26 protein-coding genes and 1 tRNA gene are annotated in these 23,866 nt (G+C 67.3%); 12 read left to right on the plus strand and 15 right to left on the minus strand.

Going from position 1 to position 23,866, the window contains the following annotated elements; all coding sequences use genetic code 11:
- Nucleotides 1-77: 77 nt before the first annotated feature.
- The 6 genes from NNY25_RS11090 to glpX form a co-directional block, all read right to left on the minus strand.
- Entirely contained in the window at nucleotides 78-422 is a 345-nt protein-coding gene (locus tag NNY25_RS11090) for a cupin domain-containing protein (protein ID WP_265571660.1), read from the minus strand.
- A 61-nt stretch (nucleotides 423-483) separates the two neighbouring features.
- Nucleotides 484-559 (minus strand) — tRNA-Glu (locus NNY25_RS11095).
- Nucleotides 560-620: 61 nt separating this feature from the next.
- The gene (gene recJ / locus NNY25_RS11100) at nucleotides 621-2,372 is read right to left on the minus strand and encodes a single-stranded-DNA-specific exonuclease RecJ (protein ID WP_265571662.1); all 1,752 of its coding nucleotides are present in this window, start codon (nucleotides 2,370-2,372) and stop codon (nucleotides 621-623) included.
- On the minus strand, nucleotides 2,369-3,871 hold the full coding sequence (locus tag NNY25_RS11105; protein WP_265571663.1) for a PH domain-containing protein: 1,503 nt from the start codon (nucleotides 3,869-3,871) through the stop codon (nucleotides 2,369-2,371). The genes recJ and NNY25_RS11105 overlap by 4 nt, the downstream gene beginning before the upstream one ends.
- A complete protein-coding gene (locus tag NNY25_RS11110; protein WP_265571664.1) occupies nucleotides 3,868-4,407 on the minus strand; it encodes a PH domain-containing protein in 540 nt (179 codons plus the stop codon). Before NNY25_RS11110 ends, NNY25_RS11105 begins: the two co-directional genes overlap by 4 nt.
- A 51-nt stretch (nucleotides 4,408-4,458) precedes the next feature.
- Nucleotides 4,459-5,436: a class II fructose-bisphosphatase gene (gene glpX, locus NNY25_RS11115; RefSeq protein WP_265571666.1), complete on the minus strand. Its 978-nt coding sequence runs from the start codon at nucleotides 5,434-5,436 to the stop codon at nucleotides 4,459-4,461.
- Nucleotides 5,437-5,574: 138 nt separating this feature from the next.
- Here glpX and NNY25_RS11120 point away from each other — a divergent pair, with 138 nt between their 5' ends.
- Nucleotides 5,575-5,817, plus strand: a complete 243-nt coding sequence (locus tag NNY25_RS11120) for a hypothetical protein (RefSeq protein WP_265571668.1) — start codon at nucleotides 5,575-5,577, stop codon at nucleotides 5,815-5,817.
- A 1-nt stretch (nucleotide 5,818) separates the two neighbouring features.
- Here NNY25_RS11120 and NNY25_RS11125 read toward each other — a convergent pair whose 3' ends face one another.
- Genes NNY25_RS11125 through NNY25_RS11135 form a run of 3 tightly spaced genes read right to left on the minus strand, consistent with a single transcriptional unit; the run spans nucleotide 5,819 to nucleotide 8,120 of the window.
- Nucleotides 5,819-6,286: a DUF2721 domain-containing protein gene (locus tag NNY25_RS11125; RefSeq protein WP_265571669.1), complete on the minus strand. Its 468-nt coding sequence runs from the start codon at nucleotides 6,284-6,286 to the stop codon at nucleotides 5,819-5,821.
- Complete coding sequence (locus tag NNY25_RS11130; protein WP_265571670.1) at nucleotides 6,283-7,452, minus strand: LL-diaminopimelate aminotransferase; 1,170 nt, start codon at nucleotides 7,450-7,452, stop codon at nucleotides 6,283-6,285. The genes NNY25_RS11125 and NNY25_RS11130 overlap by 4 nt, the downstream gene beginning before the upstream one ends.
- A 44-nt stretch (nucleotides 7,453-7,496) precedes the next feature.
- On the minus strand, nucleotides 7,497-8,120 hold the full coding sequence (locus NNY25_RS11135; RefSeq protein WP_265571671.1) for a trimeric intracellular cation channel family protein: 624 nt from the start codon (nucleotides 8,118-8,120) through the stop codon (nucleotides 7,497-7,499).
- Nucleotides 8,121-8,175: 55 nt separating this feature from the next.
- Here NNY25_RS11135 and NNY25_RS11140 point away from each other — a divergent pair, with 55 nt between their 5' ends.
- Nucleotides 8,176-9,912: a PHA/PHB synthase family protein gene (locus tag NNY25_RS11140; protein WP_265571672.1), complete on the plus strand. Its 1,737-nt coding sequence runs from the start codon at nucleotides 8,176-8,178 to the stop codon at nucleotides 9,910-9,912.
- Between the two features lie 6 nt (nucleotides 9,913-9,918).
- Here the strand turns inward: NNY25_RS11140 and NNY25_RS11145 are convergent, their stop codons facing one another.
- The 3 genes from NNY25_RS11145 to rarD are packed head-to-tail and all read right to left on the minus strand — an operon-like array spanning nucleotide 9,919 to nucleotide 11,648.
- Nucleotides 9,919-10,506 (minus strand): YdeI/OmpD-associated family protein, encoded by a 588-nt coding sequence (locus tag NNY25_RS11145; protein ID WP_265571759.1) that lies wholly within the window; start codon nucleotides 10,504-10,506, stop codon nucleotides 9,919-9,921.
- Nucleotides 10,503-10,724 carry a hypothetical protein gene (locus tag NNY25_RS11150; RefSeq protein WP_265571673.1) on the minus strand — a complete coding sequence of 74 codons (222 nt, stop codon included), beginning with the start codon at nucleotides 10,722-10,724 and terminating at the stop codon, nucleotides 10,503-10,505. The genes NNY25_RS11145 and NNY25_RS11150 overlap by 4 nt, the downstream gene beginning before the upstream one ends.
- 21 nt (nucleotides 10,725-10,745) lie before the next feature.
- Nucleotides 10,746-11,648, minus strand: a complete 903-nt coding sequence (gene rarD / locus NNY25_RS11155) for an EamA family transporter RarD (RefSeq protein WP_265571674.1) — start codon at nucleotides 11,646-11,648, stop codon at nucleotides 10,746-10,748.
- Nucleotides 11,649-11,728: 80 nt separating this feature from the next.
- Between rarD and NNY25_RS11160 the strand changes: the two genes are divergently transcribed.
- From NNY25_RS11160 to NNY25_RS11190, 7 genes are read left to right on the plus strand one after another with little or no spacing between them, the layout of a single operon-like run.
- Entirely contained in the window at nucleotides 11,729-12,415 is a 687-nt protein-coding gene (locus NNY25_RS11160; protein WP_265571675.1) for a DUF4893 domain-containing protein, read from the plus strand.
- On the plus strand, nucleotides 12,412-12,777 hold the full coding sequence (locus tag NNY25_RS11165; protein WP_265571676.1) for a ribose-phosphate pyrophosphokinase: 366 nt from the start codon (nucleotides 12,412-12,414) through the stop codon (nucleotides 12,775-12,777). Before NNY25_RS11160 ends, NNY25_RS11165 begins: the two co-directional genes overlap by 4 nt.
- A gap of 10 nt (nucleotides 12,778-12,787) precedes the next feature.
- Complete coding sequence (locus tag NNY25_RS11170; RefSeq protein WP_265571677.1) at nucleotides 12,788-13,972, plus strand: RluA family pseudouridine synthase; 1,185 nt, start codon at nucleotides 12,788-12,790, stop codon at nucleotides 13,970-13,972.
- Nucleotides 13,972-14,559 carry an FMN-binding negative transcriptional regulator gene (locus NNY25_RS11175; protein ID WP_265571678.1) on the plus strand — a complete coding sequence of 196 codons (588 nt, stop codon included), beginning with the start codon at nucleotides 13,972-13,974 and terminating at the stop codon, nucleotides 14,557-14,559. Before NNY25_RS11170 ends, NNY25_RS11175 begins: the two co-directional genes overlap by 1 nt.
- Nucleotides 14,556-15,212 carry an HAD-IA family hydrolase gene (locus tag NNY25_RS11180; RefSeq protein WP_265571679.1) on the plus strand — a complete coding sequence of 219 codons (657 nt, stop codon included), beginning with the start codon at nucleotides 14,556-14,558 and terminating at the stop codon, nucleotides 15,210-15,212. Before NNY25_RS11175 ends, NNY25_RS11180 begins: the two co-directional genes overlap by 4 nt.
- Nucleotides 15,209-15,436, plus strand: coding sequence for a hypothetical protein (locus tag NNY25_RS11185; protein ID WP_265571681.1), 228 nt, complete (start codon nucleotides 15,209-15,211; stop codon nucleotides 15,434-15,436). The genes NNY25_RS11180 and NNY25_RS11185 overlap by 4 nt, the downstream gene beginning before the upstream one ends.
- Nucleotides 15,433-16,122, plus strand: coding sequence for an ATP12 family chaperone protein (locus NNY25_RS11190; RefSeq protein ID WP_265571682.1), 690 nt, complete (start codon nucleotides 15,433-15,435; stop codon nucleotides 16,120-16,122). Before NNY25_RS11185 ends, NNY25_RS11190 begins: the two co-directional genes overlap by 4 nt.
- On the opposite strand, the gene gmk is transcribed toward NNY25_RS11190, so the two are convergent.
- The gene (gene gmk / locus NNY25_RS11195) at nucleotides 16,119-16,763 is read right to left on the minus strand and encodes a guanylate kinase (RefSeq protein ID WP_265571683.1); all 645 of its coding nucleotides are present in this window, start codon (nucleotides 16,761-16,763) and stop codon (nucleotides 16,119-16,121) included. The genes NNY25_RS11190 and gmk overlap by 4 nt on opposite strands.
- A gap of 142 nt (nucleotides 16,764-16,905) precedes the next feature.
- Between gmk and NNY25_RS11200 the strand changes: the two genes are divergently transcribed.
- From NNY25_RS11200 to murA, 3 genes are all read left to right on the plus strand, one after another.
- On the plus strand, nucleotides 16,906-17,622 hold the full coding sequence (locus tag NNY25_RS11200; RefSeq protein WP_265571684.1) for a phasin family protein: 717 nt from the start codon (nucleotides 16,906-16,908) through the stop codon (nucleotides 17,620-17,622).
- A 180-nt stretch (nucleotides 17,623-17,802) separates the two neighbouring features.
- Nucleotides 17,803-18,129, plus strand: coding sequence for an ATP-dependent Clp protease adapter ClpS (gene clpS, locus NNY25_RS11205; RefSeq protein WP_265571760.1), 327 nt, complete (start codon nucleotides 17,803-17,805; stop codon nucleotides 18,127-18,129).
- A 41-nt stretch (nucleotides 18,130-18,170) separates the two neighbouring features.
- The gene (gene murA, locus NNY25_RS11210; protein WP_265571686.1) at nucleotides 18,171-19,451 is read left to right on the plus strand and encodes a UDP-N-acetylglucosamine 1-carboxyvinyltransferase; all 1,281 of its coding nucleotides are present in this window, start codon (nucleotides 18,171-18,173) and stop codon (nucleotides 19,449-19,451) included.
- Here murA and NNY25_RS11215 read toward each other — a convergent pair.
- Together NNY25_RS11215 and NNY25_RS11220 are read right to left on the minus strand one after the other, a co-directional pair.
- Nucleotides 19,448-20,716: a DUF445 domain-containing protein gene (locus NNY25_RS11215; RefSeq protein WP_265571688.1), complete on the minus strand. Its 1,269-nt coding sequence runs from the start codon at nucleotides 20,714-20,716 to the stop codon at nucleotides 19,448-19,450. The two genes, murA and NNY25_RS11215, sit on opposite strands and share 4 nt — an antisense overlap.
- 31 nt (nucleotides 20,717-20,747) lie before the next feature.
- Nucleotides 20,748-23,864, minus strand: coding sequence for an efflux RND transporter permease subunit (locus NNY25_RS11220; RefSeq protein ID WP_265571690.1), 3,117 nt, complete (start codon nucleotides 23,862-23,864; stop codon nucleotides 20,748-20,750).
- Nucleotides 23,865-23,866: the final 2 nt, after the last annotated feature.

Below are 23,866 nucleotides of genomic sequence, written 5' to 3' on the forward strand. Positions count from 1 at the left end.
CTCGGCGGCAGCCGCTAAGCGAAACCGCCTACACGGCCCAAACAAGAGGCCCGGGAGGAAACTCCCGGGCCTTTTTGCTATTTCGGTTCGACGATCAGGTAGACGACGGGGGTAGTGCCGACATTGAGCACCTCGTGCCACTCGGTCCCGCCGCTTGCGTAGGAAGAGCCGGTGGCAAGATCGACCTCGCGGGTGCCGCTGGCATCGGTCAGGCGCATGCGACCGCCCGACAGGGCGTAGCCGAAGTGCCGCGCATGATAATGGCGCTCGTGGCCGACGCCGGGCGGGAAGGCGCAGCGCAGCACGCGCTGATGCTCGTCCTCATGCAATTTCTCGCACACCGGCGTGCCCTGCCAACCCGCCTCGAGCGGATCGGGAAGCGGCGGCGTGTGGACAAGGAGAGCGATTGCAAGTGGCAGCATGGGGCAATTCTCCCGGCGCGAAACCAAAAAGGCCGCCCCGATGGGACGGCCTTGGCGTAGATGGTGACCCCTACGGGACTCGAACCCGTGTTTCTGCCGTGAAAGGGCAGCGTCCTAGACCGCTAGACGAAGGGGCCACGTGCTTGACGCGGGGGCCGATTAGGCGAGCGGAGCGCGGGCGTCAAGCGCCTTTCCCGATCAGGCCGCCGCAATATCCTCCAGATGGAGTTCCGCGGCGTTTCCGCCCGTCCATTCGTCGCGCCGGACGGTGCCTGCCAGCCAGAAGCGGGCGTCGGGCGAGGCCGACAGGATGGCCTGTCCGAGCGCGGTGTCGGCGGCCCTGAACGCGATCGTCTTGAACGAGCGGCCGTCCTCGCCGCACGCAACGGCGCGGACATGGTGCTGGCCGACGATCCCGGTGCGCAGCAACCGCACGGGACCGACCGCGACGCGCGGTGCGGGCCAGCCCGCGCCATAAGGGCCCGCGCGCTCGATCTGATCGCACAGTTCGCCCGCAACCCCGCCCGGCGCCAGCAGCGCGTCGATCAGGAGGCGCCGGCCCTCGCGCGCCTGCGCCACATCCTCTTGGAGTCGCTGGCCGAGGTAGGAGGCGAAGCCGTCGATTGCGCCGGGGGCGACGGTGATACCCGCCGCCATGGCGTGGCCGCCCCCCGCGACGAGCAGTCCCTCGTCCTTGGCGGCGAGGACGGCGGCCCCGAGGTCGACGCCCGAGATCGAGCGACCCGATCCCTTGCCCACGCCGTTCTCGTCGAGCGCGACGACGAAAGCGGGCTTGTGGTGGCGTTCCTTGATGCGGCTTGCGACGATGCCGACGACGCCTGGATGCCAACCCTCGCCCGCAACCACGATCACCGGTGCGTCGGCCTGACGTTCGGCCTGCTCGGCCGCCTGTTCGGTGACCAGCATCTCGATCGCGCGACGTTCCTCGTTGAGGCGGTCGAGTTCGATCGCGATCGCCTCCGCCTCGGCGGGGTCGGTGGTCGTGAGGAGGCGTACGCCGAGGTCGGCCTGTCCGACGCGACCGCCCGCGTTGATGCGCGGCCCCAGCGCGAAGCCGAGGTCGCGCGCGACGGGTGCGCGGTTGAGGCGTGCGGCACGTGCGAGCGCGACGAGGCCCAGGTTCGCGCCCTTGCCCATGACCTTGAGCCCCTGCGTGACGAATGCGCGGTTGAGCGTCCTCAGGCGGGCGACGTCGGCGACCGTGCCCAGCGCGACGAGGTCGAGCAGGTCGATCAGCTGCGGTTCGGGGCGCGCCTCGGTGAAGTGGCCGCGGGCGCGCAGCTCGCGCAGCAGCGCCACGCCGAGCAGGAAGGCCATGCCGACCGCGGCGAGGTGACCGTGCGCGGCGCCTTCCTCGCTTTCGTCGAGGCGGTTGGGATTGATCAGCGCGTGCGCGACGGGCAGGCGGCTCGCGCACTGGTGGTGGTCGCACACGATGACGTCGAGCCCGGCCTCGGCGGCCGCCTCGAGCGCCTCGAACCCCTGCGCGCCGCAATCGACGGTGACGACGAGGTCCGCGCCCTGCTGCTTGAGGCCGACCAGGGCATCGGCGCTGGGGCCGTATCCCTCGAGCAGGCGGTCGGGGATGTAGAGCATCGGTTCGACGCCGAGCCGGCGCAGGAGGAGGGTCAGAAGCGCGCCCGAGGTCGCCCCGTCGACGTCGTAGTCACCGAAGATGGCGAGCTTCTCGCCCTTCTCGATGGCATCGGCGAGGCGCGCGGCGGCCTTGTCCATGTCCGCGAAAACGGACGGGTCGGGGAGGAAGTCGCGGATGCGCGGATCGCGTTCGCGCGGCAGGTCGCCTTCCGCCACGCCGCGTGCGAGCAGCAGCTGGTCGACGAGGTCGCGGGCGAGGTCGTCGCCGCCGCGATAGCGCCATTCCCACGGCTGACCCGTGAGGCTCCGCTCGATGTCCAGCACACCGCTCACCGGACCGGATCAAGCAGCCGGTCGCGCAGGTCGAGCGCGTGATCGTGGGGGAGGGCGGCGACGCCGTGATGCGCAAAGCCGCTGCCGCCCGCGACGCCGAGCACGAGGTTGGAGACACCGAGGCGGCGGTCGATGAAGTTGCGCTTGAGGTCGATCGACTGGATGCGGGCGAGCGGGAGGATCACCGTGCGCTGCCGCCAGAAGCCCGAGCGGACGAGCAGCCGATCGCCGTCGAGGCGATGGCGATGGCGGCGCCAGGCGAGGATCCGCGTGATGCCTAGGAAGCCGAGCAGCGCGAGCACCAACAGCAAATGCCAGTCGGTGGTGAGGTAGGCGGCGCCGGCGGCGGCGAGCGCGAACGGCACGAGGAATAGGAGGAAGACAATGACGTAGGCCGGGCTGGGGCGGTGCCAGTCGTCGGCATGAGCGACCGGGCGCCAGTCCATCTCGCGCAGGATGGCATCGGCCTCGTCGTGCGTTGCCAGCGGGGCGACCACATGGTCGCCGCCGTGTCCGCTGTCGCGCGCCAGGCTCTGCAGCTTGACGGCGGTCCAGCCGAAATGGCGGCGGACCGGGCCGGTCGCGAGGATTGCGGCCTGGACGCGCCGCAGCGGGAGGACGACGTCGGTCAGGGTGAGGAGGCCACGGCGGCGGCGGAAGCCCGTTTCGGTGCGGTCGAGCCGGAAGCCGAATTCGCGCAAGACCGTCTGGAGCAACCCGGTCGCCAGCCCGACCAGCACCAGCGTCGCCAGCCCGAACAGCGCGGTAACGACGCGGTTGGCGAGGATGAACGCGATGAAGGGCTGTCCGGCATGACCGAGCTCGAGCCAGAACTGCCGGCGGAAGGGGTCGAAGCCGAGGAGGTCGCCCGCGGTCTGCGTGAAACCTGCGAGGACGCCGAAGACGGCCAGCGAGAAGTTGAACAGGCCGGCGAGGAGGAGGCGCCGCAGATCCATCGCGTAAACGGGGGCGGGTTCGCCTGCCTGTTCGATCGGCGCGTCGCTGTCGGCCGCCATTACGACGGGATCGCCGGCGCGGTGGGCGCGGATGAGATCGCGAAGCGCCTCGGCGTCGGCAAGCGCGATCGAATCGAGCACGCCGTCCTCGTTCTTGTCGCCCGCCGACGCGCCGGTTTCGAGTTTGACACGGGCGAGGCCGAGCAGCCTCGCGATCACGTTCTGCTCGACATTGACGTCCTGTACGCGGTCGAACGGGATCGAACGATGGTTGCGACCCAGAACGCCGCTTTTCATCTCGATCTCGTCGGGCCCGAGTTCCCAGGAAAAGCTGAGCCAGCGGATCAGGGGGCGAAGGAGGCCGACGGCGAGCGTTGCGCCGACGATCAGCGCCGCCAGCTCCCACCGCTGCTGGACGATGAAGTAGGCGCCCGCTGCCAATCCGCCCCAGAGAGAGCGCATGACCCCACCGAGGCCCGCGACGAGTGTCAGCGGGTGGAGCCGCCGGACGTCGCGCCGTTCAATGCCCCCCGCCTCGTTCACTGCCAGTCTGTCCTGATCTCGGCGCGGATCTCGTCGCGCATCGCGGCGGCGCGCTCGGGGCTGAGGCCGGGCAGCGTGACGATGCTGTTGTGCGTCCCCGCCGTATGGACGACGAGGCTGGCCGTTCCGAAGACCTTGTCGAGCGGGCGGCGGGCGACATCGAGATGCTGGACGCGCACGAACGGCACCATCGTGTCGGTGTGGAACAACCAGCCGCGCACGACGCGAAGGAGGTGCGGATCGAGCTTGAAACCGAGGCGCCGGTAGATGCGCAGCGGGACGAACAGGACGATCGCGATCATCAGCACGCCGACGATGGTCGAAAGCACGCCCTGCACCGGCTTGTCGGCCAGAACGACATTGTCGATCACCAGGGCCCCGACGAGAAACGGGAGCCAGGTCAGGAGCAACTGCGTCGTGAGCAGCCAGCGATAAGCGGGCTCGGCGGGCTCCATGCCGGGCGGCAGGAGCGGGCGCGCGGGGTCGATGGCTTCGGACAGCTTGTGATCGAGGGTCGAAAAGTCGGTGTCGCTCATGGCGCCACCTTAGCGCATGAGGCGCAGCCTAACAGCGATTTTCGACCGGAATCAGTCGCCGCAATGATGCTCGCCGCGCACCCAGCGCACGGTGCCCGAGGACGCGCGCATCACGATCGTGTGGGTCGTGACGCAGCCGCCGCTCTTGCGCTTCACGCCGTCGAGGAGCGAGCCGTCCGTCACTCCGCTTGCGGCGAAGATGCAGTCGCCCTTGGCCATGTCGTCGAGCGTGTAGATTCGATCGAGGTCTTCGATGCCCCAGCGGGCCGCGCGCGCCTTCTCGTCCTCGTTACGGAAGACGAGGCGGCCCTGGATCTGGCCACCGACGCAGCGCAGCGCAGCGGCTGCGAGAACGCCCTCGGGCGCGCCGCCCGTGCCGATGTAGATGTCGATCTGCGTGTCGGGATCGGTCGTCGCGATAACGCCGGCAACGTCGCCGTCGGGGATCAGCCGGACGCTGCACCCGATCGCGCGCAATTCCTCGATGATGGCGGCATGGCGCGAGCGATCGAGCACGCAGGCGGTGATGTCGCTAGGCTCGACGCCCTTGGCTGCGGCGAGGCGGGCGACGTTGTTCGTGACGCTATCGGCGAGGTCGATCGTGCCGTCGGGATAGCCCGGGCCAATCGCGATCTTTTCCATGTAGACGTCGGGCGCGTTGAGGAGGCCGCCCTTCTCGGCGATGGCAAGCACCGCGAGCGCGTTGGGGCCGGCCTTGGCGGTGATCGTCGTGCCCTCGAGCGGGTCGAGCGCGATGTCGATCGCGGGGACATCCTGACCCTCGGGGCAGTAGCCGACCTTTTCGCCGATGTAGAGCATCGGCGCCTCGTCGCGCTCGCCCTCGCCGATCACCACCGTGCCCTGCATCGGGAGCTTGTTGAGCGCCTCGCGCATCGCTTCGACCGCGGCGGCGTCGGCGGCGTCGTTGTCGCCGCGCCCGATCCACTTCGATGCCGCGATGGCGGCGGCCTCGGTCACGCGGACCATTTCCAGAACGAGAACGCGGTCGAGGGTGTTGCTGGCGGACATGGGGCCTCCCGAGGAATCTGTCGAGGCGGGCGATAGGCGAGCCGGAATGTCTTGTCGAGACACGCCTCGACTTGATTGCGTCGACGCTTTTTGAGACCATCCGCTTGGTTAAGGTCGGCGTTGCCATCGGGGGTTGGGATGGGGTTTTTCAAGGTCGCCGCGATCCTGTTCGGATTGCTCTACGTCATCGGACTCGGGCTCGAAGGCGTGGCGATGTTCAATCTCTTCGGCAGTGATGTCGAGGGCGGCGATGTCCTGCTCAACCCGCTGGGCTATCCCTGGACCGAGTGGTTCCCCGAGAACACGTCGATGGGCGGCGCGCCGGCGATCACGCTCGTCATCCTCATCTTTATGGCGTACCTGGGAAGCCGCAACCGATAGGTCAGTCGTCCGCCCGATGATCGAGCAGGTGCGCGGCGACGCGGACCGACCGGGTGGCAAGGCGCGTCTCGACGAGGAAGATCGCGAAGCTGACGCCGGTCGCGATCATTGCGCCGATGAAGAGCAGGGCGATGACCGTTCCAAGGTCGATGCCGGTGAGGCCGGCCGCGAACAGCAGCACGACGACCGCGGAGACAAGCACCGCGCCCAGCACCGACAGGGAAATCGCGCGGTTGCAGACGCGGATGCGGCGGTCGAGCATGCGGGCCTCGTCGACCAGCCGGTCATGTTCGGATCCGCGCGCCGCAAGTATGCGCGGTTCGAGCTGGCGCGCGCGGTCGACGATGCGCGCGAGGCGGCCTGCGCACACGTTGAGGAACGCGCCGATACCCGCGAGCAGGAAGACAGGCGCGACCGCAAGCTGGATGTCGGCGGCGACCTGCGTCAGCGTCGGCGCAAGCGCGCTCATCCCAGCACTTTCTTGATGCCGCGCGCAGCCTGACGGATGCGCTGCTCGTTCTCGACCAGTGCCAGACGGACATAGCCTTCGCCATCTTCGCCGAAGCCGATGCCGGGCGCGACCGCAACGCCGGCCTCCTTCATCAGCATCTTCGAGAATTCGAGGCTTCCCATGTCGGCGAACTGTGCGGGGATCGGAGCCCAGGCGAACATCGAGGCGGCTGGCACGGGCACTTCCCATCCGGCGCGACCGAAGCTCTCGACAAGAACGTCGCGGCGCTTGCGATAGAGCTGGCGGTTGGCCTCGACACAGTCCTGCGGGCCGTTAAGGGCGGCGACCGCCGCGGCCTGGATCGGGGTGAAGGCGCCGTAGTCGAGGTACGATTTCACGCGCTTGAGCGCGGCGATCATCTCCGGATTGCCGACCGCGAAACCCATCCGCCAGCCCGCCATCGAATAGGTTTTCGACATCGAAGTGAATTCGACCGCGATGTCCTTGGCGCCCTCCACCTGAAGGATCGAGGGCGTCGGTTCGTCGCCGAAATAGATCTCGGCATAGGCGAGGTCGGAGATGATGGTCAGCCCTGCCTCCCTAGCGAACGCGACCAGTTTCTCGTAGAAAGCGAGATCGGCGACATAGGCGGTCGGGTTCGACGGATAGCCGATCACCAGCACCTTGGGTCGCGGCACGGTGTAGCGCATCGCCAGTTCGAGCTTCTCGAAAAAGAGCGGGCCGGGCGCAGCCGGGATCGAACGGATCGCGGCGCCCGCGATGATGAAGCCGAAATGGTGAATCGGGTAGCTAGGGTTGGGGGTCAGCGCGACGTCGCCCGGCGCGGTGATGGCGAGCGCGAGATTGGCGAAGCCTTCCTTGGAGCCGAGCGTGACGCAGACCTCGGTGTCGGGGTCGATCTCGACACCGAAACGACGCTGGTAATAGCCGGCCTGCGCCTTGCGCAGCCCCTTGATCCCCATCGAGGCGGAGTATCGGTGCGCGGTTGTACTGTCGGCGACTTCCTTCAGTTTCTCGATGACGTGGGCGGGCGGCATGCCGTCGGGATTGCCCATGCCCAGATCGACGATGTCCTCGCCGCGCGCGCGCGCTTCCGCCTTGAGGCGGTTTACCTCGGCGAAGACGTAGGGCGGGAGGCGACGCGTGCGGTAATATTCAGTCATCGCCGCACTGTGCCGTGGGATTGTGCAGTGCGAAAGGGGGATTCTCAGCCCTGGTAGGCGGGAAGCGAAATACCGCGTGCGATGGCCGCACCGCGCAGGCTGAACCCCAGGAGGCCGCCGACGAGCGCCGCAAGGGTGACCGGGGCGCCGAACCACACCAGCAGCACGAACAGCCCCGAGGCGAGCGCGGCGGCGGTGACGTAGAGTTCGGGGCGCATGAGGATCGATGGCTCGCCTGCGAGGACATCGCGGATGATGCCGCCGACGCAGGCGGTCATCACGCCCATCGCGAACGCGGGGACAGGCGCCACGCCGTAGCGCAGCGCCTTGGCCGCGCCATATGTAGCGTAGGCGGCAAGCCCCAGCGCGTCGAACCACAGGAGTGCGCGCTCGGCGAGCCGGGCCTTGCTGAACAGCCAGACCGCGACCGCCGCCGCGACGCACACGAGCAGCGTGGTGTTGTGGTTGACCCAGAACACCGGCGCACCGATCAAGAGGTCGCGCACGGTCCCGCCCCCTACCCCGGTGATCACCGCGAAGAAGATGAAGGTGACCAGGGTCTGCTTCTTTTCGGCAGCGACCAGCGCCCCCGAAACGGCAAAGACGGCAATGCCCAGATAGTCGAGCGCGACGAGCGGGCCGGGTGGGAGCGCGATGTCCGGAGTCATGGGTGCCTCATGCGCCTCTTCGCTTTTCGCCGCAATGGTCGGTATGAGGTGACGCATGACCGAGCGTAACGATCCCGATTTCACCGACATCGCCGCCGCGATGGGCCGCGCGCAGCAGTTGTGGATGGAGGCCTGGGCGGACAGTTTCGCCGACCATGCCAAGTCTCCCGGAATGGGGCTCGCGGACGAGGCCGGAGACGCGGCGCGTCCGACCGGGCCGGGCGCGATGGACTGGATGCAGGCGGGCGCGGAAGCCTGGGCCAAGGGGCTCGACCAATGGCGCCACATGGTCACCGACTATGCCGAGGCGGGACTCAAGCCAGATCGCCGGTTCGCTGGCGAACAGTGGGAAGCGAACCCGGTCTTCTCCGCGCTCAAGCAGCAATATCTCGCCTTCTCCTCGAAAATGGCCGAGACGGTCGACGCGGTCGAAGGGCTCGACGAGGATGCCCGCGAGAAACTTCGCTTCTCGATGCGCGAGTTCCTCGATGCGATGAGCCCGGCCAATTTCCCGCTGACCAACCCGGAAGTGATCCAGCGCGCGGTGGAGACGGGGGGCGACAGCCTGTCGGAAGGCATGGCGCGGATGCTCGGCGACATGGCCAGGGGTCAGATCACGCAGAGCCCCGAGGGCGCGTTCGAGCTGGGCGTCAACCTCGCCACGACGCCGGGCAAGGTGATCTTCGAGACGCCGATGTACCAGCTGATCCATTACGCGCCGACGACCGACAAGGTGCTCGAGACGCCGCTGGTCATCTTCCCGCCGTGGATCAACCGCTTCTACATTCTCGACCTGACGCCCGAAAAGAGCTTCGTGCGCTGGGCGGTCGAACAGGGCGTATCATTGTTCATGGTCAGCTGGAAATCGGCCGACGAGAGCATCGCGGACGTCACTATGGACGATTATGTCGGCGCGCAGGAGGAGGCGATCGACGTGGTGCGCGACCTGCTCGGGGTCGAGACGGTCCACACGATCGGCTACTGCGTCGCGGGCACCGTGCTGGCGATGACGCTCGCCTACCTTGCGGCGAAAGGCGACGCGGACAAGGTGGCGAGCGCGACCTTCTTCACCGCGCAGGTCGATTTTTCCGAGGCCGGCGACCTCAAGCTGTTCCTCGGCGACGAGACGATGACGACCTTGGAGCAGCTGACCGCGGAGACGGGCGTGCTCGACGGGCGCGTGCTGGCGGCGACCTTCAACGCGCTGCGCGGGCGCGACCTCATCTGGAATTACGTCGTCAACAATTACTGGATGGGCAAGGACCCGCGCCCGTTCGACCTGCTCCACTGGAACGGCGACGTTACCAACCTGCCGGGCGAATGGCACCGCGACTATCTGCAGCGGCTCTACCGCGACAATCTGATGGTCGAGCCGGGCGCGATCGAGATCATGGGGAGGCCGATAGATCTCACCTCGATCGAGACGCCGCTCTATATCCAAGCGGGCGAGCAGGACCATATCGCCCCTGCGCCCAGCGTGTGGAAGGTGATGGACCACGCCAGGGGGCCAAAGCGCTTTCTGCTGGCGGGCTCGGGCCATATCGCGGGCGTGGTCAACCCTCCGAGCGCGAACAAGTATCACTTCAGCGTGCTCGAGACCGGCGAGGCGGCGAGCCTCGAGGAATTCCGCGACAAGGCGACCCGCCACGAGGGGAGCTGGTGGCCCGACTGGATCGACTGGATCAAGGGACTGGGCGGCAAGACGGTCGACGCCAAGGGCGCGCGCATTCCCGGTAAAGGCAAGCGCAAGGCGATCGAGGATGCACCGGGGCGCTACGTCAAGACGCGCTAGACGCGCCTAGCAATTCTCGTATTTCCAGTTCCGCTTCTTGCCCTCCGCCAGCCATTCGACGGCTTGAGCGATCCGCTTCGCGCGGGTGGCGTCCTGCTTGGCCTCGTTGATCCAGTCGCAATATTCGCGCCGCGCCCCGGGCGGGAAACCGTCATACCCCGCCCTGGCCGCAGGGGCCGCGTCGAGGGCGGCGGCGAATTCGGGGTGGAGCTTTTCCGGCTTTGGTGTGGACTTCTTGCCGAGCGGCGGGGTCCGCGACAGCGCGAGGGCCGATGCGATGAGGCGGTCGAGCGCGGCATCGTCGGGAAGATCCTCGAGGCTGCCGATCTTGCCGAGCTGACCCATGCCGTCGGCCTCTCCCTTGTCGCCGAGCAGTTCCTTGGCGCGCCAGAAATTGACGGCGCAATGGGCCTTGAAGGCGGCCATGATGAACAGGATCTGCCCATTGGCGATAAACGCCGGGGCACCCCACTTGATCGCTTCTTCGGCCTCGGGAGCGGCATGATGGGCGCGCTCGCGAAGGCGGGTGAGAATGGCTGACGCGAAGGGCGCGGCCTTCGCGATATAGTCGTCGACCCTGGGGTCGCGGGTCAGATGATCCCCCCGCCCAGCAGCAGGCGGACGACCATCACCGCAATCACGAACAGGTTGAGGTTGCGACCCTTGTGTGAGCTTGACAGCTGGCCGAGGCCGGCGCCGATGACGGGCACGATCAGCCAGATCCAGTTGGTCCAGCCGAACAGCGGGATAAGTCCGACGACCGCGAGCACGAGGCCGAGAAGACCGAGCAGGATGGAGACGATGTTGAGCATGGCGACAGTCTGGCGCAGGCCCTACTGTTTTGCAAGGCTAAGACGCTTGGCGTGGGCGTTGCGCACGAGGCCCGCGATGTAGAGCGCCATCGCCGTCCAGATCGCAGCGAAGGCGAACATGCGCACCGGGGTGAAGGCTTCGCCGAACAGGAATACTGCGAGGAAGAACTGGATCGTCGGCGCGATGAACTGGAGGATGCCGACGGTGGAATAAGGCAGACGCCGGGCTCCCGCGGTGAACATCAGGAGCGGGATCGCGGTGACGGCGCCCGAGATGACCAGCAGGAAACCGTGCCACGGGGTCGGTCCGAACAGCGGGTCGCCCATGTCGCGCAGCCACCCCAGCCACAGGATGGTCAGCGGCATCAGCATCAGCGTCTCGAGGAACAGGCCCGCGACCGCGCCGACCGCCACCTTCTTTCGCCAGTAGCCGTAAAAGGCGAAGCTCGCCGCGAGAGTCAGCGTGATCCACAGGTCTGCGAGCGCACCCGCCGCGAGTGCCGCGACACCCAGCGCGGCGATGGCAAGCGCCGACCATTGGAGGCGGCCGAGATGTTCGCCGAGGAGGAAGCGACCGATCATCACGTTGAGCAGCGGATTGAGGTAGTAGCCGAGGCTGGTGGCCAGCACGTGGCCGTCGTTGACCCCGACGATATAGACCGTCCAGTTGATCGAGATGAGGATCGCGGTGCCCAGAAGGGTGGTCATCACCCGCCGGTCCGCGAGCGCGGCGCGTACTTCGCCCCAGCGGTGCCGCGCGGCGATCATCACGGCCAGAGTCGGCACGGCATACAGCACGCGGTGCGCCACCACGTCGAAATTGTCGACCGGCAGCAACGCCTTGAAGTAGATCGGAATGACCCCCCAAAGCCCGAAGGCTGCAAGCGCCAGCATATAGCCGTTTCTCTCGGGGTGGCGTTCCATCGCCCGGCTGCTGCTGTCCCGCATCGGGATTGTCAATCGGCGATATTGAACAGCGTGCGACGGTTTGACGTTGATACCGCATGACCATCGCGCTTAGCATCGGGGGGATGCGGGTGGATTCTCCCTTACTTGCCCTTGTGGCCTGCGGGCTGCTGTCGGCCTGTACGACGGCCGAGCCCGTCGTGCCGCCGGCACCTGCTGCGGTGATGGTCGAGGAAGCCGATCCCGAGGGGTGGGAAAGCATCGTCTCGGCAGCGGACAACGAGCGGCTCGGTCGACTGGAAGAAGCCTGGACGCAGGGTTTCGATGAAACCCTGAAGTTCAAGTCCGCCATCGAGAACGAGGGCGAGTTGCTCGATCCCGACGCCGGACTCGCGCGCGCCGCGCCGACGCCGGGCAGTTATCGCTGCCGCCTGGTCAAGCTCGGCAAGGCCAAGAAGAGCGATCCGGCGTTCATCGCCTACCAGCCCTTCTTCTGCTACATCGACCTCGACGGCGAACGTTTCACCATCGTCAAGCAGACCGGCACGCAGCGCCCCGCCGGGCGACTGTGGGAGGAAAGCGACAGCCGCTTCATCTATCTCGGCAGCCTCTCGCTCGGGAACGAGAACGCGCCCTTGGCCTATGGCGAGGATCCCGAACGCGACATGGCGGGCGTCTTCGAACGCGTCGGGCCGTTTCGCTGGCGGCTGGTGATTCCGTTCCCGCGCAACGGCGGCACGCTCGACGTCTTCGAACTGACCCCGACCGCCGACCAACCCGAATGAGCCTTCACGACGCCGATGAGGTGCGCAGCCACCTCGTGGCGGCGGCGCAGGCGGGCCATGCGCTGACCTATTCCGAATTGCTGGGTCATCTCGGCTACGCCTTTTCGCGGCCCAAGATGCGCGCCTTGTGCAAGACGCTTGCCGACGTCGACGCCGACGCGCGCGGGCGCGGAGAGCCGGAGCTGGCCGTGCTCGTCGTGCGGGCGTCGGACGGATTGCCCGGCCAGGGCTGGTGGATCGGGCTCGACATGGGCGAGTATCGCGGGCCCTGGGAGGGACCCGAGGCAGCGCGCTACATCGCCAGGTGCCAGCAACGCGCCTTCGATCATTGGTCGGTGGCGGCGGACGAGGAAACGGGCTAGGGGGCCAGCCATGGCCCAAAGCGAAGACAAGGTCCGCAGCTTCACCGTCTCGATGGACGATGACGGCATTCGCGTCGACCGCTGGTTCAAGCGGCACCTGCCGGAGATCAGTTTCAACGCCGTGTCGCGCTGGGCGCGGACCGGCCAGCTGCGCGTCGACGGTAGCCGAGTGCAGCCCGGCGACCGGCTCGAGGCAGGACAGGAACTGCGCGTGCCGCCGATGGAAAGCGCGGTAGCACCGACCAAGTCGGTCCGCCCCGAAGAGCAACTCACCGACGAGGAAATCGAAAGCGTGCGCGACATGGTCGTAGCCAAGACGCCCGAGGCCTTCGTGCTCAACAAGCCGCCCGGCCTCGCGACACAGGGCGGGACCAAGACGACGCAGCATCTAGACCGGCTGCTGCCGGGCCTCGTCGAGGGCGCGGAGGGGCGGCCCAAGCTCGTCCACCGGCTCGACAAGGATACCAGCGGGGTGCTGCTCGTCGCGCGTTCGGCCGGCGCGGCGGCGCATTTCTCGAAGGCGTTCTCGGGGCGCACCGCGCGGAAAGTCTACTGGGCGATCGTCGCGGGCGTGCCCGAAGTCGCCGAAGGGATGATCGACCTGCCCCTCGCCAAGCAGCCGGGCACGGGCGGCGAGAAGATGCATGTCGACATGGAAGAGGGATTGCCGGCGCGTACCCGCATCCGCGTGATCGACCGTGCCGGCACGCGCGCGGCCTGGGTCGAATTGCAGCCGCTGACCGGGCGCACCCACCAGCTTCGCGCGCACATGGCGGCGGTCGGGCACCCGATCATCGGCGATGCCAAATATGGCGGGCCCGAGGCCTTCCTGACCGGCGGGATCAGCCGCAAGATGCATCTTCACGCGCGGCGGCTGCGCGTCGATGCGCCGGGCGGCAAGGTGATCGATCGCAAGGCGGACCTGCCGACCCACTTTGCCGAGAGCCTTGCGATGCTGGGCTTCGAAGAGATGGACGGCGACGCGTTGCCGCTGTCGAACCCCGATCCGGCCAAGAGCCCCGAGGCCAAGGCCAAGCGCAAGGCTGCCTACGCCAAGAATTATCGCAAGGCGCGCAAGGGCGAACGGCGCGCTCGCGGCGCGGACAATGCCGGCGGCAAGCCCACGCGTCCGGGCAAGCCCGGCAAGCGGCCGACCAAGCCCGGGCGTGACGGTCCGCGCAAAGGGCGTCGCTAATGCACCCCAACCCCGCATTCGCTTGGCGGGATCGCGACGAGATGATGGGCTTTGTTGGCGAGCAAGCGTTCGCGACCCTCGTCGTCGAGGGTGCAGGGATCGCTTACGCACCGCTTCAGGTGGAGGGCGAGACGATCCGATTTCACCTCGCGCGGCGCAATCCCCTCGTCGAGCGGCTCGAGAGCGCGCATGTCACCGCCAGCGTGATGGGTCCGCACGCCTATCACAGCGCGCAGTGGTACGAGAGCGAGCAGGTGCCGACTTGGCTCTACGCGGTGGTCGAAGTGGCAGGGATCGCGCGCCGGCTGGACGAGGCAGCGCTCGCGCAGCAGGTGCTCGCGCTCTCCGACCGGATGGAGCGCACTTACATGCCCGAAGATCCGTGGACGCATGACAAGATGAAGCCCGGCGCCTTCGAGGCGATGCTCAAGGCGATCGTTGGCTTCGAATTCCCCGCCGAGACGGTGCGCGGCGTGCGCAAGTTCAACCAGCACAAAGACGCCGCGGACATCGCCGCGTCGATCGCCGCGCAGCAATCGGCGGGCCGCGACGATATCGCGACATGGATCGGGGCGCTCGCGCCGTGATCAAGCTCGCCATCTTCGACTGCGACGGCACGCTGGTCGACAGCGGCGCGACCATCCATCGTGCACTCGACACCGCGCTCACGGCGCACGGTCTTACCTGTCCGCCGCCCGAGATCGCCAAGCGGGTGATCGGGCTCAGCCTCGTCGAGGCGATGGAGCAGCTGGTGCCCGAGGGCGACCATCACCTCTTGGCCGAGACCTACAAGGAAGCCTTCTTCGCGATGCGCGGGGCGGGCGAGGTCGAGGAGCCGCTCTACGACGGCATTCTCGACCTGCTCGGCGCGCTCGAGGCGGGCGGCTGGCTGTTGGGCGTGGCGACGGGCAAGAGCGATCGCGGGCTCCGGCACGTGCTCGACTATCACGGGCTCGAGAAGATGTTCGTGACGCTCCATACCGCCGACCGCCACCCGTCCAAGCCCGATCCCTCGATGGCGCTCGCGGCGATGGCCGACGTCGGGGCCGAGCCCGAACACACGGTGCTGATCGGCGATACGGCCTACGACATGGCGATGGCGCGCGGCGCCAACATGGGCGCGATCGGCGCCGGCTGGGGCTATCACGACCATCACGAACTCGAACAGGCCGGTGCCCATCATGTCGCGGATCATGCGCGCGAAGTGATGGACGCGGCGCAACGCTGGATTGCCCGATGAGAGACGAGGACTTGTGGAAGAAGCGCTACGGCGTGATGCAGCTGACGCGGATCGGCGGGCTGATCATCGCACTGGTCGGCCTTTTGGTCGCCAAGGGCGGGGTGGTCACCGACAATGCCTATCCGATGACGGGCGCGTTCCTGGTCGTCGTCGGGATCTTCGATGCCCTGCTCAGCCCGCGCATCCTCAAGCGCATCTTCGACGAACAGGATCGCGGGTTGTGAAGCGGTTCTGGAAGGACGCGAAGGCCGGCAAGGTAGACGGCGGCTGGTCCGTGCTGCTCGACGGGCGCGCAATCAAGACGGTCGAGCGGGCCGACCTCGTGGTGCCGAGCGAGACGCTGGCCGAGGCGGTGGCGCAAGAGTGGAACGCGGTCGAAGAAAGGATCGACCCCAGGGCGATGCCGATGACCGGGATGGCCAATGCCGCGCTCGACCGGATCGCGCCTGCCCGCGAGGAGTTCGCAGCGGGGCTGGCGAAATATGCCGAAAGCGAATTGTGCTGCTACCGCGCCGACGGGCCCGAGAGCCTCGGCGCGATGCAGTCCGAGGCTTGGGACCCGCTGCTCGAATGGGCAGCAGGGCGCTACGGGGTAAGATTCGAGACGACGGCGGGCGTGATGCATGTCGCGCAGCCTGGCGAGACGCTCGACAAGTTGCGCGCAGCTCTCGCGAACGAGGACGCCTTCACGCTCGCGGGCCTGTCGCCGCTGGTGACGATCGGCGGGTCGCTGGTGGCGGCGCTGGCGGTGCGCGAGGGCGCGGTGAGCGCCGAAGAGGCGTGGGACGCGGTCGAAGTCGATGCGCGGCACCAGGCGGAACGCTGGGGCGCGGATGCCGAGGCCGAGGCGCGCGACGAAGGGCGCAAGCGCGACTTCCTCGCCGCGGCACGCTTCCTCGACCTGCTCTAGTTGTTGGGGCGCTCGACCAGGTTCCGGGTGAAATCGGTGAGGTAGGGGCGGCGGTTGCGGCGCATCCGCTCGGCGGTGATGATCGACTGGACCTCGGCGAGACAGTCCTCGACGCTCTCGTTGATCAGCACATAGTCATATTCGCCCCAGTGGCCGATCTCGCCCGCCGCGCGGCGCATGCGGCCCTGGATGACGTCCTCGCTGTCGGTCTGGCGGTCGCGCAGGCGGCGATGCAACTCTTCCATCGAGGGCGGCAGGATGAAGATCGACACGAGGTCGTTGCCGAACGCGCTCCTGAGTTGCTGCGTGCCCTGCCAGTCGATGTCGAACAGGATGTCGCGGCCCGCCTTGAGCGCGTCCTTGATCGGATCCTTGGGGCTGCCGTAGCGATGGTCGAACACGTAGGCCCACTCGGCCAGTTCGCCCTCGTCGACCAGCCGCTCGAACTCGGCGTCGGTGACGAAGTGATAGTCGCGCCCGTCGGCTTCGCCCGGGCGCGGGGGCCGCGTCGTCGCGCTGACCGACATGGTGATGGTCGGGTCGGCGGCCATCAGTCGCCGCGAAATGGTGGTCTTGCCCGCGCCCGATGGCGAGGACAGCACGATCAAGAGGCCGCGGCGGCTGGTTTTCGAAGGCTCCATGACGGGGCCATGCAAACCGGGGGCGTTCCCGTCAAGGCGTTTGGCCCATCGGACGAGCCGTTTGTGCGGCGCAACATTCCTCTTGAAAGGTTTTGCTGCAATTGCTATGTTGCAATGCACAAGAAGAGCTAGGGAGGCATGAATGACTGCCACGGGTGACAAGATCGAAGGCGAGACGAAGATCGAGACGGCGAAGGAGCCGGTCAAGGTCGCGCCGGCCAAGGTCGAAACGCCGGTCGAGGCGAAGGTGGAACCCATCAAGCTGGCCAACCCGGTCAAGAAGGCAGTCAGGAAGGTCAATAAGGCAGCGGCGAAGACCGTTGCCGCGAAACGGAAAAAAGCGGCGCCCAAGGCCAAGAAGCCGGCGGCGGCGCTCGGAAAGGACAAGACGATGGTCAACATGAACATGGAACAGTGGTTCGGTAAGTTCGAAATGCCGACGGCCGACAAGGTCGAGGAATTCGTCGCCGAAGCCGGCAAGAAGGGCGAAGAACTGATCGCCAAGTCGCGCGCGACGACCGAAGAGATGGCCGAGATCGCCAAGGCGAACGTCGAGGCGCTGGTCGAATCGGGCAAGATCGCCGCGGGCGGCCTCAAGGCCTTCGGTGCCGACATCGCCGAAGACGGCCGTGAAGGTTTCGCCAAGGCGTCGGATGCGATCAAGGCGCTCGGCGAGGCGAAGACCCCGGCCGAATTCTTCGAGCTGCAGGGCAAGATGGCCCGCGCGCAGTTCGACGCGATGGTCGCCGAAGGTGCCAAGTACACCGAGCAGATGGTCAAGCTGGCCGGCGAGGCGATGCAGCCCGTGTCGACCCGCGCGAGCCTCAACGCCGAGAAGATCAAGGCGCTGATGGCCTAACGGCCACGCGAGTTTGCCGGACGACCCTCTCCTGGTCCGGCGAGTAGCGAGTAGGCGGCCGCCACCCCGGCAAACGGGGGGCGGCCGTTTCCTTTTTGGGACGACGCCGGAGCAATGCTCCCTTGAAGCGCGTTCGAACCATGCCATATGGCTGACCCGATGACGCAACTGCCGTTCTTCATGGCCGGACCTTCCGATGCCGACGATGCCGATCTCGATACCGGGGTCGTCACACGCACGCGTCCCAAGACCAAGAAGCCGTCGAACTACAAGGTGCTGATGCTCAACGACGACTACACGCCGATGGAATTCGTCGTGCTCGTCCTGCAGCGCTATTTCGGCATGGGCATCGAGGATGCGACCCGCGTCATGCTGCAGGTCCACCAGCAGGGCGTCGCGATCTGCGGCGTGTTCACCTACGAGGTCGCCGAGACCAAGGTCAGCCAGGTCATCGATTTCGCCCGAGAGAACCAGCACCCGCTGCAATGCACGCTGGAAAAGGCGTGAATCGCTTGCCCTGACGCTCGCAGCCGTTAAGGCGGAGCGCCATGGACTCCATCTGGATCAAGGGCGGTACCCGTCTCGAGGGCCGCATTCCGATTTCGGGCGCGAAGAACGCCGCGCTCACGCTCATCCCCTGCGCACTTCTGACCGACGAGGAACTGACGCTCGGCAATTTGCCGCGGCTCGCCGACGTGGACAGTTTCGCGCACCTGATGAACGAGCTGGGCGTCACCACCAAGGTGTCGGGCAAGCGCGGCGCCGATCACAAGCGCGCGATGACGCTCAAGGCCGATCACATCGAATCGACGGTCGCGCCCTACGAACTGGTGCGCAAGATGCGTGCCTCGATCCTCGTGCTCGGCCCGATGCTGGCGCGGATGGGCGAATCGACCGTTTCGCTGCCCGGCGGCTGCGCGATCGGCGACCGCCCGATAGACCTTCACCTGCGCGCGCTCGAGGCAATGGGCGCCGAGATCGAACTGGCCGCGGGCTACGTCAAGGCAAGCGCCCCCAAGGGCCGCTTGCCGGGCGGTGACTACAGCTTTCCCGTCGTCTCGGTCGGCGCGACCGAGAATGCGGTGATGGCGGCGGTGCTCGCGACCGGGCGCACGCAATTGTTCAACGCGGCACGCGAGCCCGAGATCGTCGACTTGTGCAACCTCCTCGTCGCGATGGGCGCGAGAATCGAGGGGATCGGCACCTCGCACCTCGTCATCGACGGGGTCGAGGGGCTGCACGGCGCGGACTACGAGGTCATGCCAGACCGCATCGAGGCGGGCAGCTACGCCTGCGCCGCGGGAATCACCGGCGGGTCGATCGAACTGGTCGGCGCGCGCCCCGGCGACATGCTGGCGATCACCAACGCGCTGGCGGCCGCGGGTCTCGTGACGGAATTCACCGACGACGGGATCAAGGTGTCGGCGACGGGCAAGTTGAAGCCGCTCGCCATCTCGACCGCGCCCTATCCGGGCTTTCCGACCGACATGCAGGCGCAATTCATGTCGATGCTCGCGCTGGCCGAGGGTGAGAGCTACCTCGAGGAGACGATCTTCGAGAACCGCTACATGCACGTCCCCGAGCTGCGCCGCATGGGCGCCAACATCGACACGCGCGGACGCTCGGCGATCGTGCACGGCGTCGAGGGGCTGACCGGCGCGCAGGTGATGGCGACCGACCTTCGTGCCTCGATGAGCCTGGTGCTCGCCGGCCTCGCCGCCGAGGGCGAGACCGAGGTGCTGCGCGTCTATCACCTCGATCGCGGCTACGAGCGGCTCGAGGAGAAGTTGAGCGCGGTCGGCGCGACGATCGAGCGGCGCGGGGGCTAGAGCCCGACCACGTCCAAGGCGTGGAGCGCGGTGCCGACGAGCCCGCCGACCAGCGTCCCGTTGATGCGGATGTACTGAAGGTCGCGCCCGACGGCGGCCTCGAGCCGATCGGTCACGGTCGCCGCGTCCCAGCCGCGCACCGTGTCGCTGACCAGCTTGACGATCGAGCCGCCATAGCTTGAGGCCATGCCGACGACGGCGCGGCGCGCGAAGCGGTTGATCGCCATCTTGAGGCGCGGATCGCTCTCGAGGCTGGTGCCCGCGTTGACGAGGATCTCGCCCAGCTGACCGGCCATCGCGGCGTCGGGGTTGCGCGCGCCCCGGATGACGGCCTCGCGTGCCTGCTGCCACATCGCATCGATCCACAGGGCGACCGAATCATTCTCGATCAGCTGCATCTTCCATTCCTCGACCTTGGCCTGGGTGGAGGGGTCGAGCTGGAGGTCGTTGGCGACGTCGGCGAGCGCGTGCTCGATCTTGATGCGCACGGGATGGGCGGGGTCCTCGTGCATCTCGACGGCGAGCTTGCGCAGCCCTTCGAGGATGGCGTCGGCGAGCTTCTCGTCGAGGCTGGCGACGCGCAGCACCCAGGAGACGCGCTGGCGCACCATTTCGCGGATCATCGATTCGTTGGCGTCGAGCGTGCGCGCCAGCCAGCGGATGGTGGCCTCGAGCAGCGGCAGGTGCCGGTCCTCGTTGATCGCGGAGGCGAGCGCGCGGCCGATCAGCGGGGCGACCGCCATCTCGCGCAGCCGGCGCGAGACCGCGCCCTTGACGATGCCGCCCAGCCGCTCGTCGCCGAGGCTTTCGGCGAGGTCGGCGATCAGGCGGCTCGCCCCCTTGCGGATGCGGCTTTCCTGGCCGGCAGGCGCCTTGAGGAAGCGGCCCGCCGCGCCGGCGAGGTCGAGCCGGTGCATGCGCCGCGCGACCACCGGGGGAATAAGGAAATTCTCGCGAATGAAATTGGCGAGCGCGTCGCCGATCCGATCCTTATTCTTGGGGATGATCGCGGTGTGCGGGATCGGCAGGCCGAGCGGGTGGCGGAACAGAGCGGTGACGGCGAACCAGTCGGCCAGTCCGCCGACCATCGCGGCCTCGGTGAAGGCCTTGAGCCAGCCCAGGACGGGGTAGGCGGGTTCAAACGCGCGCGCGGTGAAGAACAGCGCCGCCATCACCACGAGCAGTCCGGTCGCGACCAGCTTCATCGAAGTCGCGCCCGGCTGGGCGGCGCTGAAGCGGGCAAGCGGCGGGGCGGACGCGATCATCGCGCCCACCCTAGCGGCTTTGCCACGCTTGTCACTCGGCAGGGAGCGGCCTCGGCCCGTCGTCGCGGTCGTCGTGCGGCGCGTGTTCGGGGATGAGCGGGTGCTTGTCGTTGTTGACGAGCCTGCCGAACTTGCGCGCGACCCAATGCTCGACGTCGATCGCGAGGCTGAAATAGGCCGGGACGAGGAGCAGGGTGAGTGCGGTCGAGAAGATGAGGCCGCCGATCACCGTATAGCCCATCGGCACGCGCCAGCTGCCGTCGCCGTGGAGCGAGAGCGCGATCGGGATCATGCCCGCGACCATCGCGACGGTGGTCATCACGATCGGCTGCGCACGCTTGTGGCCCGCTTCGTAGATCGCCTCGTCCTTGTCCATGCCGTCGTTCATCATCTCGAGCGCGAAGTCGACCAGCAGGATCGAGTTCTTGGCGACGATGCCGAGCAGCATCAGGAGGCCGATGAAGACCGGCATCGAGATGGGCTGGCCCGACAGATGCAGCGCGATCGCCGCGCCCAGCGGGGCCAGCAGGAGCGAGCCCATGTTGACGAACGGTGCGAGGAAGCGGCGGTAGAGCAGCACCAGCACCGCGAACACGAGCAGCACGCCCGCGAATACCGCGATGATGAAGTTCTGCACCAGTTCGGCCTGCCATTTCTGGTCGCCGAGATTGAGGCGCTTCACGCCGGTCGGCAGGTTCTTGACCGAATCGAGCGCGTTGATCTTCTCCCACGCCACGCCCTGCACGACGCCCGGCTGGAGGTCGGCACCGACCGCGATACGGCGCAACTGGTCGGTGCGCTGGATGGTGGTCGGGCCCGCGCCGAAACTGACGTCGGCGACCGACTTGAGGGGGACCGAGCCGCCGGTGCGCGTGGGCACGGGCAGGTTCATCAGCGTGTCGAGGTCGCTACGCTGTTCCTCGGCGAGACTGACGCGGATCGGGATCTGGCGGTCCGAGAGCGAGAATTTCGCGCTGTTCTGGTCGATGTCGCCGATCGTGGCGATGCGGATCGTCTGGCTGAGCGCCGCCGTCGTCACGCCGAGGTCGGCGGCAAGGTCGAGGCGCGGGGTGATGACGACTTCGGGGCGAATGTCGTCGCCGACCACGCGCGGGGCGACCAGCTCGGGAATCTTCTCCATGTCGGCGGCGATCTTGTAGGCCGTCTCCTCGAGCAGCTTGGGATCGGACGAGCCGAGATAGAAGGTCAGCGCCTGGCCCGACCCGCCCGGGCCCCCGCCGCCCTGCGACTGGAAATTGACGCGCGCGTCGGCGATCTGCGCCAGCTTGGGCGCGAGCCCGCGCTGGATCTCGGGCGACTTGAGGGTGCGGTCGTCCTTGAAGACGACGTTGATCCAACCCGAGGAAGTATAGACGCGCTGGAAGACCGATTCGACGTTGGGGTCCTGGCTCACCACGTCGGCCGCCTCGGCGGCAACGGCGGCGGTCTGTTCGAGCGTGGCGCCCGGCGGCATCGAGATGCGCACGGTGCCGGTATTCATGTCGAGCTCGGGCTGGAACTGCATCGGCAGCGTCGCGAACAGCACGATCGTGAGACCGAACGTCGCGAACCCCGCCAATACGGCGGCCCAGCGATGGCGCAGCGTCCACACCAGGATCTTCAGATAGTTCTGCATCGCTGGGCCCGAGGCGTGCGGCTGGACGCCCTTGGCGCGCAGGAAATAGGCCGCGATCAGCGGCGAGATCATGCGCGCGACGAGCAGCGACATGATGACCGCGAGGACGACCGTGTAGCCGAAGTGGCGGAAGAACTGGCCCGAGATGCCCGGCATCAGCGCCACGGGCAGGAACACCGCGACGATCGCACTGGTGGTGGCGACCACGGCAAGTCCGATCTCGTCGGCCGCGTCGATCGAGGCCTGATAGGCCGATTTGCCCATGCGCATGTGCCTGACGATATTCTCGATCTCGACGATCGCGTCATCGACTAGGACACCGGCCACCAGCGCCAGCGCCAGCAGCGACAGCGTGTTCAGGTTGATGTCCATCAGGTCCATGAAGAAGAAGGCCGGGATCGCCGAGAGCGGGATCGCGATGGCCGAGATGAGCGTCGCGCGCAGGTCGCGCAGGAACAGGAACACGACGAGCACCGCGAGCAGCGCGCCTTCGATCAGCGCCTGCATCGAGCTTTTATATTGCGAGACCGTGTAGTCGACCGAATTATTGATCTCGACGAAGCGGATGCGCGAATCCTCTTCCTGGATCTTGTTCAGCTCGTCCCATCCGTTTTCGTAGGCGGTCACGTCGCTCGCGCCCTTCGAACGGTTGAACGTGAAGACGACCACTTCCTGGCCGTTCATGCGTGCCAGGCTGGTCTGTTCGGACGCGGCGTCGCGCACCTCGGCAATGTCCTTGAGGCGCACGGTTCGACCGTTGCCGACCGAGACCAGCGTTTCCGCGAGCGCACCCGCGGTCTGGGCGTTGCCGAGCACGCGAACCGTCTGTTCGGACCCGCCGACCTCGGTGCGCCCGCCTGCGGCGTTGATGTTGGTCTGGCGCAGCTGGGCGTTGACCTGCGCCGCGGTGATGCCGTGCGAGCGCAGCGCGTTGGGGTCGAGGATGACGCGAATCTCGCGATCCACACCGCCATAGCGGCTGACTTCCGCCACGCCCTCGCGGCCGAGCATGCGCTGGCTGACTGTATTGTCGACGAACCAGCTCAGTTCCTCGAGCGTCATGTCGGTCGTCTCGGCGGCGACGAAGGACAGGTTCTGGTCGGTAATCGAGACCTGGTTCACGCGCGGTTCGAGGATGCCGTCGGGAAGGTCGCTGCGGACCTGCGAGATGGCGTCGCGCACGTCGTTGACGGCGCGGTCGATTGGGGTTCCGATCTCGAACTGGACGAAGGTGTTGCTCGAGCCTTCGCGCACGCTCGAATTGATCTCGTCGACGCCTTCGATCCCGCGCAGCGCCGCTTCGACGCGCTGGGTGATCTGGTTCTCGATCTCCGACGGGGCCGCGGACGGCTGGACCACCGTGACGTTCGCGGCGGGGAAATCGATGTCGGGATTGTTGGTGATGTCCATCCGGATGAACGCCACCACGCCCGCCAGCAGGAGCCCGACGAACAGGACGATCGGCGGGACCGGGTTGCGGATGCACCAGGCCGAGATGTTACGGAAATTCATCG

This window comes from Sphingomicrobium nitratireducens (genome assembly GCF_026157035.1).
GTDB classification, from domain to species: domain Bacteria; phylum Pseudomonadota; class Alphaproteobacteria; order Sphingomonadales; family Sphingomonadaceae; genus Sphingomicrobium; species Sphingomicrobium nitratireducens.